The 18,652-nt window shown below is 67.1% G+C and carries 17 protein-coding genes and 5 pseudogenes; 10 read left to right on the plus strand and 12 right to left on the minus strand.

The features are described 5' to 3' along the window. Positions 1-82 precede the first annotated feature (82 nt). Positions 83-655, minus strand: coding sequence for a transcriptional regulator (locus OG520_RS44535; protein ID WP_331737237.1), 573 nt, complete (start codon positions 653-655; stop codon positions 83-85). Between the two features lie 502 nt (positions 656-1,157). Between OG520_RS44535 and OG520_RS44540 the strand changes: the two are divergent. Further along, a pseudogene (locus tag OG520_RS44540) lies at positions 1,158-1,748 on the plus strand (transposase); the annotation flags it as partial. Positions 1,749-1,785: 37 nt separating this feature from the next. Here the strand turns inward: OG520_RS44540 and OG520_RS44545 are convergent. Continuing rightward, positions 1,786-3,363 (minus strand): ISL3 family transposase, encoded by a 1,578-nt coding sequence (locus tag OG520_RS44545; protein ID WP_331737238.1) that lies wholly within the window; start codon positions 3,361-3,363, stop codon positions 1,786-1,788. 83 nt (positions 3,364-3,446) lie between these two features. Here OG520_RS44545 and OG520_RS44550 point away from each other — a divergent pair. Then, positions 3,447-4,157: pseudogene (locus tag OG520_RS44550) on the plus strand (IS256 family transposase); the annotation flags it as partial. 445 nt (positions 4,158-4,602) lie between these two features. Then, on the plus strand, positions 4,603-4,812 hold the full coding sequence (locus OG520_RS44555; protein WP_331737241.1) for a DUF5958 family protein: 210 nt from the start codon (positions 4,603-4,605) through the stop codon (positions 4,810-4,812). Here the strand turns inward: OG520_RS44555 and OG520_RS44560 are convergent. Then, positions 4,807-5,814 (minus strand): IS3 family transposase, encoded by a 1,008-nt coding sequence (locus OG520_RS44560; RefSeq protein WP_331737242.1) that lies wholly within the window; start codon positions 5,812-5,814, stop codon positions 4,807-4,809. The genes OG520_RS44555 and OG520_RS44560 overlap by 6 nt on opposite strands. A gap of 17 nt (positions 5,815-5,831) precedes the next feature. Next, positions 5,832-6,224, minus strand: a complete 393-nt coding sequence (locus tag OG520_RS44565; RefSeq protein ID WP_331737243.1) for a transposase — start codon at positions 6,222-6,224, stop codon at positions 5,832-5,834. Between OG520_RS44565 and OG520_RS44570 the strand changes: the two genes are divergently transcribed. Further along, positions 6,223-6,534: a DUF5958 family protein gene (locus OG520_RS44570; protein ID WP_331737521.1), complete on the plus strand. Its 312-nt coding sequence runs from the start codon at positions 6,223-6,225 to the stop codon at positions 6,532-6,534. The two genes, OG520_RS44565 and OG520_RS44570, sit on opposite strands and share 2 nt — an antisense overlap. 104 nt (positions 6,535-6,638) lie before the next feature. On the opposite strand, the gene OG520_RS44575 is transcribed toward OG520_RS44570, so the two are convergent. Continuing rightward, a complete protein-coding gene (locus tag OG520_RS44575; protein ID WP_331737244.1) occupies positions 6,639-7,733 on the minus strand; it encodes a barstar family protein in 1,095 nt (364 codons plus the stop codon). A 126-nt stretch (positions 7,734-7,859) separates the two neighbouring features. Here OG520_RS44575 and OG520_RS44580 point away from each other — a divergent pair. Together OG520_RS44580 and OG520_RS44585 are read left to right on the plus strand one after the other, a co-directional pair. Beyond that, positions 7,860-8,600, plus strand: a pseudogene (locus OG520_RS44580) (class I SAM-dependent methyltransferase). A gap of 87 nt (positions 8,601-8,687) precedes the next feature. Continuing rightward, positions 8,688-8,984, plus strand: coding sequence for a hypothetical protein (locus tag OG520_RS44585; protein WP_406016799.1), 297 nt, complete (start codon positions 8,688-8,690; stop codon positions 8,982-8,984). Between the two features lie 700 nt (positions 8,985-9,684). Here the strand turns inward: OG520_RS44585 and OG520_RS44590 are convergent. Together OG520_RS44590 and OG520_RS44595 are read right to left on the minus strand one after the other, a co-directional pair. After that, a complete protein-coding gene (locus OG520_RS44590) occupies positions 9,685-10,776 on the minus strand; it encodes a ParB/RepB/Spo0J family partition protein (protein WP_331737246.1) in 1,092 nt (363 codons plus the stop codon). Then, entirely contained in the window at positions 10,776-11,438 is a 663-nt protein-coding gene (locus OG520_RS44595; protein WP_326770378.1) for a ParA family protein, read from the minus strand. The genes OG520_RS44590 and OG520_RS44595 overlap by 1 nt, the downstream gene beginning before the upstream one ends. Positions 11,439-11,811: 373 nt before the next feature. Here OG520_RS44595 and OG520_RS44600 point away from each other — a divergent pair, with 373 nt between their 5' ends. Together OG520_RS44600 and OG520_RS44605 are read left to right on the plus strand one after the other, a co-directional pair. Then, on the plus strand, positions 11,812-12,225 hold the full coding sequence (locus OG520_RS44600) for a hypothetical protein (RefSeq protein WP_406016800.1): 414 nt from the start codon (positions 11,812-11,814) through the stop codon (positions 12,223-12,225). A gap of 125 nt (positions 12,226-12,350) precedes the next feature. Continuing rightward, positions 12,351-12,539, plus strand: a pseudogene (locus OG520_RS44605) (transposase); the annotation flags it as partial. A 121-nt stretch (positions 12,540-12,660) separates the two neighbouring features. On the opposite strand, the gene OG520_RS44610 reads toward OG520_RS44605, so the two are convergent. After that, positions 12,661-13,233 carry an SMI1/KNR4 family protein gene (locus OG520_RS44610; RefSeq protein WP_331737254.1) on the minus strand — a complete coding sequence of 191 codons (573 nt, stop codon included), beginning with the start codon at positions 13,231-13,233 and terminating at the stop codon, positions 12,661-12,663. A 210-nt stretch (positions 13,234-13,443) separates the two neighbouring features. Here OG520_RS44610 and OG520_RS44615 point away from each other — a divergent pair, with 210 nt between their 5' ends. Beyond that, positions 13,444-13,899, plus strand: coding sequence for a hypothetical protein (locus tag OG520_RS44615; RefSeq protein WP_331737256.1), 456 nt, complete (start codon positions 13,444-13,446; stop codon positions 13,897-13,899). A 453-nt stretch (positions 13,900-14,352) separates the two neighbouring features. Next, a complete protein-coding gene (locus OG520_RS44620) occupies positions 14,353-15,567 on the plus strand; it encodes an IS110 family transposase (RefSeq protein WP_331737258.1) in 1,215 nt (404 codons plus the stop codon). A gap of 132 nt (positions 15,568-15,699) precedes the next feature. On the opposite strand, the pseudogene OG520_RS44625 reads toward OG520_RS44620, so the two are convergent. The 4 genes and pseudogenes from OG520_RS44625 to OG520_RS44640 all read right to left on the minus strand — a co-directional run. Beyond that, positions 15,700-15,915, minus strand: a pseudogene (locus tag OG520_RS44625) (transposase); the annotation flags it as partial. A gap of 387 nt (positions 15,916-16,302) precedes the next feature. Next, the gene (locus OG520_RS44630) at positions 16,303-16,794 is read right to left on the minus strand and encodes a hypothetical protein (protein ID WP_331737260.1); all 492 of its coding nucleotides are present in this window, start codon (positions 16,792-16,794) and stop codon (positions 16,303-16,305) included. A 90-nt stretch (positions 16,795-16,884) separates the two neighbouring features. Further along, positions 16,885-17,397, minus strand: coding sequence for a hypothetical protein (locus OG520_RS44635; RefSeq protein ID WP_331737263.1), 513 nt, complete (start codon positions 17,395-17,397; stop codon positions 16,885-16,887). 490 nt (positions 17,398-17,887) lie between these two features. Next, the gene (locus OG520_RS44640; protein ID WP_331737266.1) at positions 17,888-18,586 is read right to left on the minus strand and encodes a DUF4328 domain-containing protein; all 699 of its coding nucleotides are present in this window, start codon (positions 18,584-18,586) and stop codon (positions 17,888-17,890) included. Positions 18,587-18,652 lie beyond the last annotated feature (66 nt).

Below are 18,652 nucleotides of genomic sequence, written 5' to 3' on the forward strand. Positions count from 1 at the left end.
GCGGCCGGCTCCGGCTCTGTGCACCAGCCTGATCGCCTCACCGGAGGCTGCACCCCTTTTACTGCGACTCGGCCGAGTGAGGCTACGCGGCGAAGCCGATGTTGGTGACGTACTCGTACTGCCCCCACTGGGATCCCAGGTCGATGATGACGTCTTCCCAGGCGTCGTCCAGACCCTGGTGGTCACCGGTCGCCCAGGCGTCGACGATACGGTCCCAGCGGCGGACGTTCATCGTGCGGTACTCCACCAGCCGCTGGAGCGGTCGCGGCACCTGCGACTGGTTCAGCGGGTGGATCTCCACCCGCGTCCCGCGCCCCTCGCGGTCGAGACGGGCCAGGAGGTGCCGGGCAACGTTGCGGCGGCGTACCGTCCGGTAGGCGGCGTCGATGCGTTCCAGGTTGGCCTTCGACGGCCGGCGTTTGCCCTCCAACCACGCCTGCAGCGTCCGGTCGGTCACGGTCAGACCGGCGTCCTTGGCCGCAGCGAGGCTGTGGTCGGTCTTCGTCAGGTAGTGCAGGCGGGCCATAAGACCGCGCTTCACGGTGACCGGGGTGACGATGCCGCCCGCGAGGTCGTCGAGCTGCCGCATGACGGCATCGCTTCCCTTGATACCCCGGGCGCCGAACTTCCCGAAGTCGATATTCCTCTCCGGCACTTCGCACCCCCTCCGAACTTCGTTGATGCAAGCGGTAGTTGAGATTCTATCGTATGGAGATCTATCAGGGGGTATGTGGTGCTTTCGTTCAGTGGTCGAGGCCTTGAGCGGTCCGAACTGAAGGGAGTGGCTTGGAAGCGGCCACACATTCTCGGACGGCCTGGACTTCAGCCACACCGGCCCTCCGGCTCCGGGCCCTGAAGCACGCTCAGAACTCAGGCCGTTGTACGGACCCCTTCTCGATGGCACAGCCCTTCCCTGCTGTCCTGCCTCAGCCCGAGAACGGGGGCTGAGATATGCGGAGCTTTACGGGACGGGGTACGGAGGTACCGGAGCCGAACGGCCCCCAAGGGCCGGGCGGCGGAACCCGCCACCGTCACCAGCCACTCCTCCAGGCCTTTGAGCGTCATGGCTGGCACCACCCGAGATCAGTGCCGCTGATGCCCCCTACGGCGGGACTGTAAAACGATCGGTGTAACTCCTGATCAAGGAAGATGCATCGATGACCAGTGAGAACGTGACCGAGGCCGAGTCCGTCGAGCCGTCCGAGGCGGCTCCGTCGAAGTCTGTGGACGACCGGCTGATTGACGAGCTGGTGGGCCGGGCTCAGGCCGAGGGCTTGCAGCTGACCGGTGAGGGCGGGCTGCTGCAGCAGCTGACGAAGCGGCTGCTGGAGTCGGCTCTCGAGGGCGAGATCACCGACCATCTCGGCTATGACAAGCACGATCCAGCAGGAAAGAACGGCGGCAACTCGCGGAACGGCACCCGGGCCAAGACGGTGCTGACCGACGTCGGCCCGGTCGAGATAGTCGTGCCGCGCGACCGGGAAGGCAGTTTTGAGCCGCGGATTGTCAAGAAGCGGCAGAAGCGTCTGTCCGGCGTGGACGAGATGGTCATCTCGCTCGCGGCGAAGGGCCTGACGACCGGCGAGGTCCAGGCCCACCTCGCGGAGGTCTATGGCGCCGACGTGTCCCGCCAGACGATCTCCACGATCACCGACAAGGTCCTCGAGGGCATGGCCGAGTGGCAGAACCGGCCCCTCGACCCTGTCTATCCCGTGGTCTTCATTGACGCCATCCACGTGAAGATCCGGGTTCTGTCGACGATCTTGTGATCCGGACGGTCGAGGCTCACCGTGTGAGCAGGACGCGTTTGCGAAGGAGATCGAGGCTGGCCCTGCCGAACATCTGGCGTTTCAGCATCTTCAGCCGGTTGATGTTGCCCTCGACGGCACCGGAACTGTGCGGCAGGGACAGCCCGTTGCGGACCGCGTCGAAGTCGCGGCGGAGGTTGCGGGCGAAGCCCGCAAGCGGAGCCAGACTGTCCCGTTCGACGTCGGTGATCCACTCTTCGAGGCGGTCGCCGTGGCGACCGGTCATCATTGCGGCGAACCTCTTGATGTAAAGAGTGAGCCGGTCGAGTTCGGGATCGCGCTCACGCAGCCGGTGCAGCTTGCCGGCGTCCTCGTCCCGCAGGTGCTCGGGGTGGGTCATCATCCAGGAGGTGACCTCGCGGACCGATGGAGGCTTCGGTCCCGGGTCGGGTGCGTGTCCGCGCCCGGTCCGGTAGCGCCGCAGATGCCGCTGAACAGCCAACTCTCCGCCGGGATAGCCGAGTTGCTGGATTTCGCGGTAGAGCTGGGCGGCGTTCCTGACGCCCTCATTCCAGCGCCGGTGCAAGTAGCCGACGTACGGGTCGACAACATGCGCTCGTTGGAGGTTCTTGGCCACGACATCATCGGCGGAGCGGGCGTTGACCAGTTTACGGACCGTGGCCTGGTGCAGCCCGAGCTTCCGGCCGATCGCCGCCTTCGACATCCCCTGCTGCCACAGCTCATGGGCGGCAGCATGCTGCTCACGCAGCCGGATCACGATCTTCAGGTCTTTCGGTGGCTGGACCACTTCGGGCTCCACCTCCGCGTGGTCGGGGCCGGAGGCCGAGCCGGGAGGCGGTTCGGCCAGGCGGAAGCGATGGGCGTTGACCGTCTTCTCGACCGCCTGGCCGAGGTTGGCCCACAGGTGGTAGCGATCCGCGACCTGTTCGGCCTGCGGTGCCCCGACCCGAGCGCCCTCCGCGTAACCGCTGGAACGGTCCCGGCAAATGACCTTCACCTCTGGGTGATCGCGGAGCCAGGCAGCCAGGTCCTCGCCTTCGCGGCCGTCGTAGAGGTGCAGCGGCCGGTGGGTGGCCATGTCGATCAATACCGTGCCGTAGTGGCGGCCCTTGCGGAAGGCGAAGTCGTCGACGCCGAGGATCTCCACCTTGCCGATCTCCGGCTCGGGCAGAGCCCTGACCAGCCGCAGCAGCGTGTCCTTTCCTACGGTGAGGCCGACCGCGGACGCCAGTCGGGCTCCTGCCCGGCCGGCCAGGGCCAGCCCGATCTGCGTCAACACCTCGCGCAGCAGCGGGGTATGCCGACTGTGCGGGGTGGTCAGTCCTGAGATCTGTTCGGCGAACGTCACCGCCGTGCAGGCAGGGTTCTCGCAGCGGAAGCGGCGCACGCACAACTCGATCACGACACCGAGCCCGCCCACGGCGACATCACGCAGCCTGCGTACGTACCGACCGTGCACCCGGGCCGAGCTCTGACCGCACCGACAGGAGCCAGTCGTCGCCCGCACCCGCGCTCTCAGCACTACCTGGTCCGGCCGCCGCTCGACCTCCTCGATCAGCAACGCGGACAGGTACGGAAACAGCTCGAGGAGCACATCACCAGAGCACGCGATGCATGATCGCGAACTGGCGGAGCAACGTGCTCAGCCGTCCGGATCACAAGATCGTCGACAGAACCAAGATCCGCGACGGCGCGGTGGCCAACAGGCCCATATATGTGGCCTTGGCGGTCACGACCGAGGGGCGGCGGGACATCCTCGGGCTGTGGGCCGGCGACGGTGGCGAGGGTGCCAAGCACTGGATGCACATCCTCACCGAGATCAAGAACCGCGGTGTCAACGACGTCCTCATGCTCGTCTGCGACGGGCTCAAGGGTCTGCCCGACGCGGTCGAGGCCGTCTGGCCACGCACCACCGTCCAGACCTGCGTGGTCCACCTGCTGCGGAACTCCTTCCGCTACGCCGCCCGCCAGGACTGGGACAAGATCGCACGTGTCCTCAAGCCCGTCTACACCGCGGCGACCGAGGATGCCGCACTTGAGCGGTTCGCCGAGTTCGCCGACGCCTGGGGCAAGAAATACCCGGCGGTCGTGCGGCTCTGGGAGAACGCCTGGGAGGAGTTCACCCCGTTCCTCCGATTCGACACCGAGATCCGCCGCATCGTCTGCACCACCAACGCGATCGAGTCCGTCAACGCCAGGATCCGGCGGGCAGTCAAGGCCCGCGGCCACTTCCCCAACGAGCAGGCCGCACTGAAGTGCGTCTACATGGCCATCATGTCGCTCGACCCCACCGGCAAGGGCCAAGCCCGCTGGACCATGCGCTGGAAGACCGCACTCAACGCCTTCGACATCACCTTCGACGGCCGCCTCTCCGCAGCCCGTCAGTAACTCCAACAACCTGAGTTACACCGTTCCTTTGACAGACCCCGCCATGGCACGGCCAGCAACGACGAAGCTTGAGATATATCCCTCGCTCCAGAGCCAGCTCTGAGCATGGGATCGCCGAACACCGTGCGGCCGCCCGGCTCCTTGTGGGCCCGCCTGGCCGCGGCGAGACAGGACAGTGGTCGGGCGAAACGGGTGAAAATTTTATTCTCGTGCTAAATGCGACCGACAGAATGGCGGCGCTGACGGCCTGCTGGCAAGGGGCCGGTATGACGAGACATCCGAACCGCTGACAGGCCGCCAGGAAGCCACACAGTCGTTTTTGCCTGTCCTGAACGGGCATTGACTGCTCCGTATGAGTAGGGAGGGTGCGGTCGTGCGACCCGCTGCCTGGTTCCACTGAACTCAACTCTGCGGCGAAGCGCCGCTTGTCTACTGGGAGGCAGCCGTGACCGAACGCGACGTCATGCTCAACGAACTTGCCCAGGGGCTCCGCCCGACGTCAGAGGGCATCGCATGGTTCGACACGCTCGACCCGGAAGAGCAGTCCAATGCCCTGCTGTTTCTGCGCCACCACTGTGTCCAGGCGCGCGCCGTCGCAGAGGACGGACCGGAGGCGGTAGCTGTCAAGTCAAATGAGACGTTCGTGGTGCTATGAACCTTGTGGTTCGGGTTCCATGCGTTTGGCGGGGTCGTTGATCCAGACCTGGCCGGGTATCTCGGGTGGCCTCGGTCGTCGGGCGAAGCGTTCGGGGTGGCGTTCGTATGCCTCGGCGAGAGCGGCGGCCCGCTGGTCACGGACCTCCTTGGCGGTGCCGAAGTGGACGGAGGCGGGGGTGTGCAGGCCGATCCCGGAGTGCCTGTGGTCGTGGTTGTAGTAGGTGATGAATGCGTCCATCCACTCCCGGGCATGGGCCAGCGAATCGAACCGTTCCGGGTAGTCGGCGGCGTACTTCGTGGTCCTGAACTGGCTTTCCGAGTACGGATTGTCGTTGCTGGCCCTGGGGCGCGAGTGACTCCTGGTGATGCCGAGGTCGATCAGCAGTTGGGAGACCTTCTTGCTGGTCATCGAGGTGCCGCGGTCCGCGTGCACCGTCTCGGGGACAACGCCGTTGCGCTCGATCGTCTCGCGGATCAACTCCTCGGCCCGCTCGGCCGTTTCGGCCCGTTCGACGGTGTGGCCGACGATATAGCGGCTGAAGATGTCGATGATGACGTAGGCGTGGTACCAGATGCCTTTGTCCGGGCCCGGCAGCTTGGTGATGTCCCAGGTGAAAACCTGCGACGGGCCGGTCGCCACCAGCTCGGGGATGGTCCTGGCGGGATGGGTGGCCTGGCGGCGGCGTTCGCCGTTCTGCCCGGCGGCGGACAGGATCCGGTACATCGTCCGCTCCGAGCACCAGTAGTTTCCGGCGTCGAGTTCGCGCGCCCAGACCTGCGCGGGCGGCAGGTCGGCGTACTCCGGCCGGTTCAACAGCCCCAGGATTTCGGCCCGCTCGGCCCGCGAGAGGGCCGAGGCGGGCGCGGGTCTCGGGGACGGCGCGGGCTTCGGCTTGGGGTTGATGCGGCGGTAGTGGGTGGCGCGCGAGCGTCCGGTCAGCCGACAGGCCGCCGTGGTCCCCAACTGCCCCTGGACGCCGGCGAACGCCTCATCCACCACCGGTGCGACGGCATGCTTCAGTCCGCGCTCTCGGAGAGCAGTTCCAAGAGCGCGTTGGCTTTTCCCATGACCTCCAGCGCGGCGTCCCGGCGGGCCACGTCCTTCTCCAGCCGTGCGACCTTCTTGCGCAGCCTTTCCAGTTCGGCCTGCTCAGCGGCCTTCTTTGGTCGCACCGCCGAGGTCCGCCGGTCAGCCAGGGCGTCCAGCGCGCCGGCTTCCCGAGCCTGGCGCCACTCGACTACGTGCGAGTGGTACAGCCGCTCACGCCGCAAGATGGCGCCCTTCTCGCCGGAAGGGGCGGCGTCGTACTCGGCAACGATCCGCAGTTTGTACTCCGCGGAAAACGTCCGCCGCTTCGGCTTCGGCGCCGGATCGTCACCGGAGGCGGGTATCGGGGTAGTGCTGGCCATGCTGAGGGGTCTCCTGTCTCGCCCATCCAGACTAACCCGATATACCGGGCGTCTCAGTCGAGACTGTCAGAGAGGGGAGGGCATCCGCCGTGCCGGTCTGCGCCCGACGCACACGTCGGCGGTGCTGATCACGCGCGGCCGGATCAACGATCAACTTGGGAAGATCGCCTCTCTCACTCCCCGCGACGAACGCCGGAAGGCGTTCCGACTGCTGGTCGCGGTGCTCGCGATCGCCGACGGAAGACGTCGCGAACACTACTGCTCGGACGGGTGTGGTCACTGGTGGCACAGGCTGTCCGCCGCTGGCTGATCCCTCCGTCGGCACTGTATACAGCTTGGCTTCTGCATCAGGCGCGTACGTAGCCCGGCGGATCGACAGGTGCGTTGAGTCACGACCGCGGCAGCGCGGCCAATTCACGTGAAGGTCACGTGCATCCCGCCCTCGGTCAGGACTTCGAGCACCAGGGCGACCAGGTCATACTGCTCGCCCTCCGGCGCCAGGACGCGGGACAGGTGCTCGCGCGCAGCCGCGGCGTCCCGCCAGAGCAGGGTTGCGGGGGCGGTGTAGCCGAAGTTGCCGCGCAGACAGTCCACGAGGGCGTCCAGGCAGCCGCCGAAGTAGCCGCCCGGCCCGTTGACGGCCTCGCCGAGTGCCAGGTAGAGGCCCGGTTCGTCGGTGATGTGCCGGCCGTCCAGCTCGTACGTGTGTCCGGTCTGCCGGTCCTGGTGCTTAAGCCGGCAGCCCCGCTCCCGGACGAGCTCGAGCCAAGCCCCACGCTGGCGGGTCTCGAGCGCGACCCAAGCGCCAGGCGTGTCCGGGGGGCCGGTGAACCAGCGCTCCCAGACGGGCTGGGCGTATCCCGGTACGGGTGCGACGTATCCGTCGAGTTCCAGATCAATCAGGTCCGTCCCGCGGGAGGACGGCTGCCACGTGCGGACTTTGGGCCGCAGCAGCCGGTCGGTGAGCGGTTCGCCCCGGTCGTCCCGTATCTCCAGCCAGGCCTCCTCCAGGTCAAGCGTGCGCCGGGTACCCGTAGCCAGTGCCCGCCGTAGCCGATCACTCGGGGCAAGCCCCCGCAGGACGAGCGGAGGTTCTACTTGCTCGGGCGGCAGGACGCGGGCGAACTCCCGACAGGAGCCCAGCCACCGGTACTCGTCATGCAGTCGGACAGGAGCCCGGTGTCCCTCGGGCGGGCCCTCGTAGTCGTCCAGACCGGTGAGCACGAGGCCGTCCGCTCCCCCGTGCTGTCCGAGGCTCTCCGCGTCCTCCAGCAGCCAGGCATCGAGCGCCCTGTCCTCCGGCACCAGCCACACCCGGCTGCCGGCCCAGCCGCGTACCTCGGCTCCGTCCGGAACCCAGCCGAACAGTTCGTACGTCCCGCGCAGGGGTTCCCTGAACAATCCCTCCGCCTCGGCGCAGACGCCCCAGACTTGGCCGCTTCCTGTGTCCGTCAGCGTGTACCGTCCCTGCCCGCGATGGTCCCTGTCCACATGCACGGTGGGAATCATGCCCAGATCTCGCGTAGTCCGTGAAGCTCCTCTCGTGGTCGGTCATCGTGACTCGAGGCCGAGCGCTCGATCTGGCGCACAGCAGGGCAGCTGAAACGCTCACCGGTGTTGACGGACACTGCCGCGGTGTTCTCTGACGCTGACGCTGCCGCGCTGTATGACCTGCTGAACCCGTGGGCTCCCGATCGCCACCCGGGAGATCGCTTCTATGACGACCTGGTCATGGCTGCGGACGCTGTCTTGGATGTCGGTTGTGGCACGGGCGCGATGCTGCACCTTGCACGCGAGCAGGGTCATCGCGGCCGGCTTGTCGGTCTGGACCCAGACAGAGCCGCGCTGGACCGGGCTCGGCGTCGGGCTGACATTGAGTGGTCCGAAGGCACCGCGGCGGAGGCGAGCAGCGGGAAAGATTTCGATCTTGCGACGATGACCGGCCACGCTTTCCAGTTCCTCGTCACTGACGAGGAAGTGCGTGCTTCGCTCGCTGCGATCCGTGAGGCATTGCGTCGGGGCGGTCGTTTTGTGTTCGAGACACGGCATCCCCAGGCGCGGGCCTGAGAGGGGTGGAATGCGTCGACCACGGACGATGTTGTCGATCTCGTCGACACTGATGGGCGAGCCTTGCGCGTGTGGCACGAGGTCGACTCCGTCGTCGGCGATGTCGTCACCTTTCACGGGACGACGGCTGCGCGGGATGGCACGGTACTCCGCATCGATCACGCGAGCTTGCGCTTCCTCGACGTTGCGGTGCTCAACGGCTTCCTCGCCAGCGTGGGCTTCGAGATCGAGGCGCAGTACGGCGACTGGCACGGAGGGGCCATCGACGCCAGCAGCCGGGAGATCATCACCGTTGCCTGCCGCAGGTAGCCCATGTCGTACTGCGCCTCTTCTCTGCACTGCATCTGATGGGGCTCCGGGGTGGCTCACTGGGTCTCCTCGGGGCGAGGGCGTGGGATGCCCAGGTTGGTGGCGGGCCTCTTGACGAGGCGGGCGGTCTCGGCCTGTTTGGCTCGGAGCAAGGTCAAGGTCGATGCCGTCGACCTCGCCGAGCCAGTGCTCCTCCTGAGCCCGCTTGCGGCGCAGGAGGAGGTCCTTCTCGATCTCCGCGAGGCGGGGCAGTATCAATGTGCTGAGGCACGAATCTTCAAGAAGCCGATCGAGGACAGCCTCGGACGGTTCGCCTCCGACGCCCAGCCCAAACGCCTGCGCGAGGACGGCAACGAAGGGACTCTCCCCTGGAGGACCTCATGAACGGCACACGGCGTGGCGTCGACCAGGCCCTCGCCTACCCGAACCGCCCGCATCACGGCTCTGGCACAGAAACAGCCCGAAGGCCCGGCCGCTCACGCCAGACGGGTACATCAACGCGATCCCGGCCCCCGGCACCGCCTGGAGAACCGCCCGCTTCGACCTGATCCACTCCCCCACCGATACGGACCGGTTCGCGGGGCGGTGCCCCGGACACTGTGTTCACCTGCAGCACCGGTGACCCGCGCATCGCCGACGTACTGCTACGCGAGATTCAGCCTGGCGACTTCCCTCGCGTCACTGGCCTCGTCGTCCAGCCCAAGGATCTCGAGCCCCGGCCTGGCTCACCGTTGACGCTCTGGAGGTCTTGCTGCGGGCCTCTGGGCATAGGCCCTGAGCGGTGGTCTTCAGGCTTGGCGGGTCGGTGTACAGCGGTTCCGGGCGGTGGCCTAGCGGGTCTTGTCTGTGCACGTGACGAGCATCTGTATGGCCACAGCGTCTCCCTGGAGTCAGGGGGCCATCGTTCGCATGGCTCGGGAGGCCGGCTTCTGGCACTCGGAACGGGCGGGACCAGAAAGCACCCATTTGTGCCCGAAGAACCTCGGCAGGCGCGGGTGCTCACTGAATCCGACCCGGCCACGACAAAACGGCCCCACTCCCCCACCACCAGGTGAAAGAACGGGGCCGCCGATGACGCTTGACGCTATGCCTGGGAGTCTTCGACCCGGCTCGTCTCGCTAAGCATCACGCGCTGGAGCTTCTTCGTCAGCATGTGCCGGTCCAGCTCGGACAGTTCCTCCATCAGCCGGTCAAACCACCTTTCCCAGTTGGCGGCCAGGGCCTGCTTCTGCTTTGCGGCAGGGGGCAGCTCGACTTCCGGCGATTCAGGAGCAGCGTCGCGTGGCACGGGGACGGGCAATGCTTCGCGCGGGACAGTGCCCGGTGATTCGGCTGGCAGGGGCTCTTCTGCGCGCGGCTCGGGCTGCTCTGATCCTGCTTCCGAACTGGAGGATGTGTATACCGCGGTATACGTCGGCTCAGGTTTGGGTGCCGGTGCGGCGGTCTCTCTCGCAGGCGCGGGGCTGGGGGCAGGCGTGGGGGATCCTTTCCTGTCCGCCTTCTGTTTCGCAGCCATCCGATCGGCTTTCCACGCGGCGAGCTGATCGCTGGGCGGCATGGCCGAGTACATCCGCATGTCGCGGAAGGCATTGAGCTCGCCGGAGATGACGAGCTGTTGCATCTCCTCGGAGAGGCGCAATAGACCGATGCGCTGGCTGAACCACTGCTTCGACTTCTGTAGCTTCTCTGCAGCCTGTGTCTGGTTGCCGTTGGTCATCTCCAGCATCTGCTGAAGGCCACGGGCTTCTTCGATGTAGTTGAAGTTCGACCGCTCGACGTTCTCTGTGAGAACGGCCGCAAGAAACCTGACGCGGGACTCGGCGATGTCCTCGCGGACGTGTACGTCGAGCGTAGGAAGTCCGACGTGGACGGCAGCCTTCCATCGCCGCTCCCCTGCGGCCATGACGATCCGGCAGTCCGGCAGAAGTTCCTCGTGTTCGGGGAACAGCTTGACGTAGCGGGCCCGGGTGATCCCGACGCACGGCTGGAGCTGCCCGGTGCGCATGCTGTTGCCGAGCTCTTCGAGCTTGACTGGGTCGAAGTCCTGGCGGGGGTTGAGGGGAGTGGGCGCCACCTGGTCGGGCGCCACGTGAACCAGGGTGGGCTTGCTACTGCCGGGGGTGCTCTCCACTGCTGCTCCGGCCAGGGTGGCCAGGTTGAGTCGTCGGCCGGCCATCAGCGGCGGCCTCCGTATCCGAGCTCCAGCGCCAGCCGGAAGTAGTCTTCGCGTGCTCGGAGCGTGGTGCCGTTGTCGGCGTACTGGGTAACGACCTTGCCTTCGGCCGCTGCACGGGTATGAATCTTGTACCGGCGGATCACGGTGTTGGCGCGTGGCCAGCCCATGGCGTCGATGTACTCAAGAGTCTCGTCGCGGTCGGCCTTGCCGTCGCGCGGATCCCAGGCATTGACGACGACCTTGTACGGCAGCCCCCGGGGTGCGATCACCTGGGTGATAGTGCGCGCGGTCGGGTCGAACGCAAGAGGTTCCGGGGGGAGCGGGACCAGGACATCATCGGCGATGTCGAGTGCTGCCGCGAGGATGTGCTCGTTCTCAAGGCTGCCGGGGGTGTCGATGAAGATGTGCTGCCGCTGGTCGCTGCTTCCGAGAACATCGTGCGTAACTGCTGCCAGGTTGACCGTGGTGGTCGTCTTGCCGACTCCACCCTTCTGGTTCGCGATGACGTGGATCTCAGCGCCCAGGTTCTTGAGCTCCGCGAGGCTGTCGGGGTCCTCGTGGGCAGTCGCGAAATCGAAGGGGAGGTTGTCGCCGATCCGGTCGGCCCACCAGATGGTGGATCCCTGTGGGTCGGTGGATACGACGAGGATGGAGGAGGCCATGATGCTCCGTTTCCGTGTGCTTCCCGAGGTGTTCTCGGTACTCGGACTGGAACAGCATTGCAGATGATCGAGCCGGACATTTGCACCACCCTGGATGTTCCGCGTGGCGGATGTATACCGCGGTATACGCGGACGCAGTATCAGCGCGGCTGCCCGAACCGTCGGGTGACGGAGACTCCGAACGGACCGAGGCGTATACCGCGGTATACGCCTCGCCGCAGTCCCGCCTCTCCAGGGTGCATCTCTCAGGTGCTGCGCTGTCGCATCGACCTTGCCCGGTCCTACCGGAGTTCGACGACCGTGCTGTTCGTTTCACCGAAGCTTGCTCACCAATCGGGGTGTCCTACGGATCGGGCCGCGTACCCTCGGCTCTGTGCCTCGCCGTTCGAAGAAGCCCCGCCGACTGGTCGCCGACGGGCGCGTATACATGTGGACGATGCGCCACAGCCACGGCAAGGACGGCGACGGCCGGTCCGTGGACTGCCGCCAGATCCTCACCCTCTCCCTGCAGCCGGTCGGCAGCGGAGGCCCGCTGCGCATCGTCTTCGCCGACGGGCCGGGATGGTACATCCCGGGCGGGGCCCCCATGGGCTCCGGCGACGTGGGCCTCACCCGGGGCGAGTCCCTGAACCTGCACGAGCCGGGCGCCGTCCGAGCTCTGCTCGACGTAGCCCTGGCCCGCGGGTGGCAGCCGGGGGAGCAGCGAGCGGTGGAGGTCGACGGCTGGACCCTGCTCGAGGTGGCGGCCGCCGTGCGAGCCGGGAAGGCTGGCCCCGCGAGCCCATAGGGGCCTATGGCGATCCGTACCTGGGCTCGCGCCGCGATTGCCTGGTGCAGGACGGACCAGTCGCTCACAGACCCCGCTAGGCCGTGTATCGAAAGTGGATCTTGGGCTGTGAATGATCACGGTTCATGGGTCGGGGAGATCTCACGGACGAGCAGTGGGCGGTGCTGGAGCCGTTGTTGCCGAAGGGTGCAAGGGCGGGGCGGCCGCCCGTGTGGCCTCGGCGGCAGTTGATCGACGGCATACGGTTCCGGATCCGTACCGGTGTTCCGTGGCGGGATGTACCTGTCGAGTACGGGCCGTGGAGCCGGGTCTACAGCGACAACAGGGGCGCGCGGAGCTGCGCGAGTCCGGAAGGCGCCGGCCCGTGGCCTCCCGCATAGCGCAGCCTCCGCGCCCCCTGGGTTACCCGGGTACTTACCTGGGCGGGCCTCGTCCTCAGTCCTTCAGCATCACCAGCGGCAGGCCGCTGTCGCTCCACGCGCCACCCGTCTCGTCGACCTGGTAGCGGTCGGCCTCCAGGTCTGTGGCGAAGTCCTCCAGGAACTCCCGCAGACCGGCGGTCTCGTACCGGGCCCGCCAGCCCTCGTGCGACCAGTCGATGACCTGACCACGGCGCTCCGGGGTGGGCGGATCCAGATCGATGCAGATCACGTCACCATTGCTGATCCCGATGAAGGGGATCCACCCGGCGGACCAGGAGATGTCCCGGCGGATCACGCCGTCCTCCTCCCGCTCGTCCCAAGGCGGGTCTCCGGCGTCAACGGCCCGCTGGCGCCAGTCGTCCACCATCTCGCCGAGCGAGTAGAGCGCGGCGTGCCAACCGATCAGGACCCCCGGCAGACCGTCGTGGTAGCGGTAGGAGTCCCTGACATCCTCCGGAAGCTCCACTCCCATCACGGCCTCCACTGCCTCGATCTCCTCCTCGGTGGCACCGGGCGGCATCGCGGCCAGCACCCTCGGGGCGATCCGCCCGAGCACGGTCTCGATCCGCGCCCATATCTGCTGCATCGGGAATCCCCTCCGTCGTGACGAGGACCGGAACTTAGCACCGGCCACTGACGATCGTCCGGGCAACCGTCTCCTCCGCGTCGGTCATGTCCGGCGGATACCGGCGCACCCGTTCGGGTGATCGGCCGTGTTCTCGTACAGGTGAGGTGTCCGGTCGCATTGTGCTGTACTAGTGCCCACCCGACCCGACACGCCCTTGGAGGTTCCCCTGTGGGCCGGCTTTACGTTCGCCCCGGCGTCAACCCTGACGAAGCGGACGTGCCCGTCGCCGTCCTCGTAGTCGATCCCGAAGGCACGCCCGGGGAGCGCGCCGTGGTCCGGCTCGGCGACTACTGCCACGAGGTGAACGGGTGGGCCTGCCTGTTGCAGACCGACGGTTGGGCCGAGCACGCACGCGACGGCGGCCGGCTGGTGGTCGATGTCGCCGTCTATCCGGCCGCGTTGCGCGCGGTCGGCGTGGACCCCGCCGACTTCCCTGGTCGGTCGGCCGTTGACCCGGAGGCCGTGGTGGTCCTGCGCGCGCAGACAGCGGCCAGCCCGGAGCCGTCCGTAGGACTGTCCGAGGGGACCGCCGTCTTTACCGCGGGCCCGGACGTTCCACTGGACGAGCTGCTCGCGACCTATGACGACTGGCCGATGGTGCTCGCGCCCCCGCCCGAGGTATAGCCCGACCACGTGATCCCTTCGATAGGTCCCCGGTCTCTCCCTGTTCGCGCCAGGCCCAGTTCAAGATGACAAAGCCAGACGGCGCTCGGAGGTGGTCAGCACGACTTGCACGGCGGGGGTGACGAGCACGGGATGGAACGGCCGGTCCTCTGGAGACATTGGGCAACGGGCGGTCAACGCCGAAGTACCCCCCCGTTATGTTTTTCGCGGTCCTGCAAGAGGGCCGCTGGCCTCCGGGCCCGGCATGACTGTGTCCCCCTGTCGAACGGATGACCTGGGGGGTGGTGTCACCGGGCCCGGGAGGTGCCGTCGGAGACGCTGATGAGAGGTCCGGCCGCTGCCCGGTCCGGCGCAATGCCGGACAGCTCGCGGGCAGCAGGTCTGCATAACGTGGATGCGCGCGTACGACACCACTGCCGAGGCCGGCGCCGTCAACTCGTATGGAGAGGTGCGATGTTCGACACCGAAGACGTGGGCGTGTTCCTCGGCCTGGACGTCGGTAAGAGTGCTCACCACGGCCATGGACTCACCCCGGCCGGGAAGAAGGTCTTCGACAAGCAGCTGCCCAACAGCGAGCCGAAGCTGCGGGCCGTGTTCGAGAAACTGACCGCGAAGTTCGGCACCGTTCTGGTGATCGTGGACCAGCCCGCCTCCATCGGCGCTCTCCCGCTGGCCGTGGCCCGGGACGCGGGCTGCCAGGTCGCCTACCTGCCCGGCCTGGCGATGCGCCGGATCGCCGACCTGTATCCGGGCGAGGCGAAGACCGACGCGCGTGACGCGGCGGTGATCGCGGACGCGGCCCGCACCCTGCCGCACACCCTGCGCTCTCTGGAACTGACCGACGAGATCACCGCCGAACTGACCGTCCTGGTGGGCTTCGATCAGGACCTCGCCGCCGAGGCCACCCGCACGTCCAACCGGATACGCGGCCTGCTCACCCAGTTCCACCCCAGCCTCGAACGCGTCCTGGGACCACGCCTGGACCACCAGGCCGTCACCTGGCTGCTCGAACGCCACGGATCCCCGGCCGCACTGCGAAAGGCCGGACGCCGCCGCCTCGTCGAACTCATCCGGCCCAAGGCCCCACGCATGGCTGCCCGGCTGATCGACGACGTCTTCGACGCACTCGACGAGCAGACCGTCGTCGTGCCGGGGACCGGCACCCTCGACATCGTTGTGCCCTCCCTGGCCCGCTCGCTCGCGGCCGTCCAGGAACAGCGCCGGGCCCTGGAAGCCCAGATCAACACCCTTTTGGAGGCTCACCCTCTTTCCCCGGTCCTGACGTCGATGCCCGGCGTCGGAGTCAGGACCGCCGCAGTCCTGCTGGTCACCGTCGGCGACGGCACCAACTTCCCCACCGCCGCCCACCTCGCTTCCTACGCCGGCCTCGCCCCCACCACGAAATCCTCCGGCACATCGATCCACGGCGAGCACGCACCCCGAGGCGGAAACCGGCAGCTCAAACGCGCCATGTTCCTCTCCGCCTTCGCCTGCATGAACGCCGATCCCGCCTCCCGCGCCTACTACGACAAGCAACGCGCCCGCGGCAAAACCCACACCCAGGCCCTCCTCCGCCTCGCCCGCCAACGCACCAGCGTCCTGTTCGCCATGCTCCGAGACGGCACCTTCTACGAATCCCGAACCCCCACCATCACCCTCGCCGCATAACCAAGTCACACAGCACAAATGCGGCAGCACCGCCTTGACGAAGAACATAGAGGCCCCCCCCGGTGCCTTTCTCCTCACCGCCGAAGGAGGCGAGCGATCCCGCCCGCTCGTCTCCTTACTGACTTCGGCTCGTCAGGGTGAGGTCAGGGTGTCGAGGGTCAGGCCGGTGCCGGCTATGAAGCCGTCGTGGGTGTCGGGGCGGTACTGCGGGCGCTTGAGCCGGTTGCGGACGAGGGCCTCGAGTCGGTCGAGGGCCATGACGGCGAGGTTGGCCAGGCTGCGTTTGACGTGCGCCCATACCCACTCGACGGGGTTGAGGTCGGGCGAGTAGGCGGGCAGCAGGAACACCGCTCTTTGAGCTCAGCGACGCGGTGCTGTGCTGCGCGTGATGTTGGGGAGAACCGAGGCTCTGTCGCGAGTTCCGTACCGAGTGGCCGTTGACATGCGCGGACGACCCAGTGACATCGCTGGCCAAGTTGAGGCGCACAGCCGAGCAATGGCGCGTTCGCGGAGAGATGTACGACACGGTCAACCATGGCTCGTGCCGCGCCGTCCGTGTCGACTGCTTGCTTCATGCCGCTGCGGCGTGCCACTGGCGGGCAGAAAAGTACTCGCGACGAATATCAGCAGCATGCTGCGTCCCGACGCCCCCGACCATCCCTGGCCTGCTGTTCTGCCACGTCTACAGGTGGGGCCGCAGCGCGGATCCCGGCGGCCCGGGATTGAGCATGGGTGTCAGGTGCCGGACCGGAGCGCACCAGGAGGCCACACGACGTCGATGGCCACCCCGGCCAAGCGGGCCGCAGCCACGGTGTCCGCCGTACCGCCGCCGCGGCCTGTGGGTGCTCTGCCATCCCAGACCGCGACGAGGCGGTCCGCGCCCTGGAGCAGACACCGATTGGCCGCTTCGTAGGCGGCGCGCCCCGCGTGCTCGTATGGCATGACCGTCACTTCGGCAGCGGCGTCGCGCAAGGCGTCGAACTCGGTGAGGTCTGCGGGGCGGACCACCGCTTCCCGGTAGTCCCGGGACGGGATGATCGCTGACAGGCTGCCGCCGAGCGAGAGGATCTCCTCGGCGAAGAGAGTGTCGGCTCCGCGGGCCAAGCACGAGCGCCCCACCAGTGCGTCGTCACGCAGTTCAGCCAGTAGGTCACGGAGGCCTGCGCGGATGGGACCGACTGCCTCGTCGGCCAGGTCAATGTGTCCGGTGACGGCGATGGTGACCACGTGACAACCCTCTTCTGGCCAAGGTGATCTGCCCCTCACTCTATCCCGTTCCGGTGGCGTGATGAGCGGGCTGGGGAGTATCCGCGGCCGTCACAGCACGACGGCGGCGAATCCCAGGGCGTAGGCCAAGGCGAAGAGGAGAGGGATCCAGCGCTCGACACGGTTGAGCGGGACATAGACGCGCCAGTCCCGACCCTCGCTGAGGGCATGCCATTCAGCGGCCACGAAGGCGCGGGCCGGCAAACGCTCTTCGAACGCTCCGATCACCTCGAACTTGCCTTTGTTCAACTGCTGGTAGGAACGAATGGTGAACCACCATGTGGCACACATGCCCAGGAGGACCAGCAGTGCCGCGACGACCAGTACGACCGGAACCCGGCGGTGGTGTTCCTGCGACAGCCAGGCGCCGAGGAAGACGAGCAGACCGCTGTGGAGAGTCAGGAAGAAAGTGTTGGCGAGATTGCGCCGGGCGCTCACCCGGTCGGCCATTTCCACGCACAGCTTGTACTGCTCAAAGACCGCGGTGCGATACGTCGCAGCAGGGTCACGGTAACCGTTCGTGTCGATGTCTTCGTTCCACAACGAGTCACTGATTCCGGCCATGGAGGCCTCTCTCCGTAGTCGTTAACCTCGCCAAATCTGTCGCGGCCGTAGGCGGGCAGGCTGGCGGGCGTCGGTGTGGGTGCTGACCGCGAGGCCGGTGATCCCTCACCCAGTGCCCCGCGCGCGGCTCGTCATCGTGCGCTCGTACCGCCTGCTGAATTCCGCGAAGTCCGCTGTGATCGGGGCATTTGAGGAGTGGCTGCCAGCCTTCGCCTACTCCCGCGCGCGCAGTGGGGGGCGCTGAGCGATGGCTGCGACTGGCGGCGTTACCTGCCGCTCACTCACATCGGGCAGTGGGTGCCTGCCATCTTCACGGCGGCGTGTGTCACTGAGTTCGCCGCACTGGTCAGCTGAACGGGGCCCGAGCAGGCCCGGCCAGACCTCGGTGACGGGGTACTGAACTATCGGGAGCAGGCCACACGCGAGTCCAGGGCCATGCGCACCGACGAGCGACGACGACGGTGCGTTGGTGCGTTCAGCGCCCCATTCCTCACGCCGTATTCTTGGCATGTCCGTGGGTCTGCCATGCGGTGATTCGCCTGACAATGAGGATGATCAGCATTCCGGCCGCCAGGTAGAGCACTGTGAGCAGGGTGGACACATTCGCGTTGGACAGCAGGTCCTGCTCGCTGTCGGCCTCCGCGAAGGCCATGCGCCACTGTATCGGCCTTACGACGATGTTGGCGGCCACGAACAGCGCCCACCATGTGGTCACCAGGGTGACGGGCACGGCCCGCTGGCGTGCGCTGGCCCGCCAGACGTCCGACACGACCTGGTACGGGATCCACATGTTGACCACTGGGGCAAACCAGCTGCCCACCACCCAGCCCCGAGACCGACGGTGCGCGGTGGCACCGCTCATCACCTCGGCGTTGATCCGGACCCGCCAAAGCCAGACGACGAACGCCACGCCGGCCGCGGCCGATACCAGCAACCACGGCCACATCCCGCCCACCGTCGCGAGGGCACCGGAATCGACGGCCTCAAGGTCTGCAGTCGTCGCCCTCCCGGCCAGGTAGTCGTGAACGACGACGTACAGGCGCCAGTTACCCACCGAGACCAATACCTCACGTACGAGGGCTAACGAGATCAGTACCGTCGCAACGTTGGCCGCGCCGGTCACCGTCCTGCGCTGTTCCGCACCGGCCGGGCTCGCACCCGCAGGAATGCTCTGCTGTGAACCGTCCATGATCCCCCCCGAGAGACCGTTCGACCCGCTTCGCAATGCTTCTACGCACTACCTTGGGGTCGGGAT

Origin of the sequence: Streptomyces sp. NBC_00984 (assembly GCF_045162475.1) — a bacterium.
Taxonomy (GTDB): domain Bacteria; phylum Actinomycetota; class Actinomycetes; order Streptomycetales; family Streptomycetaceae; genus Streptomyces.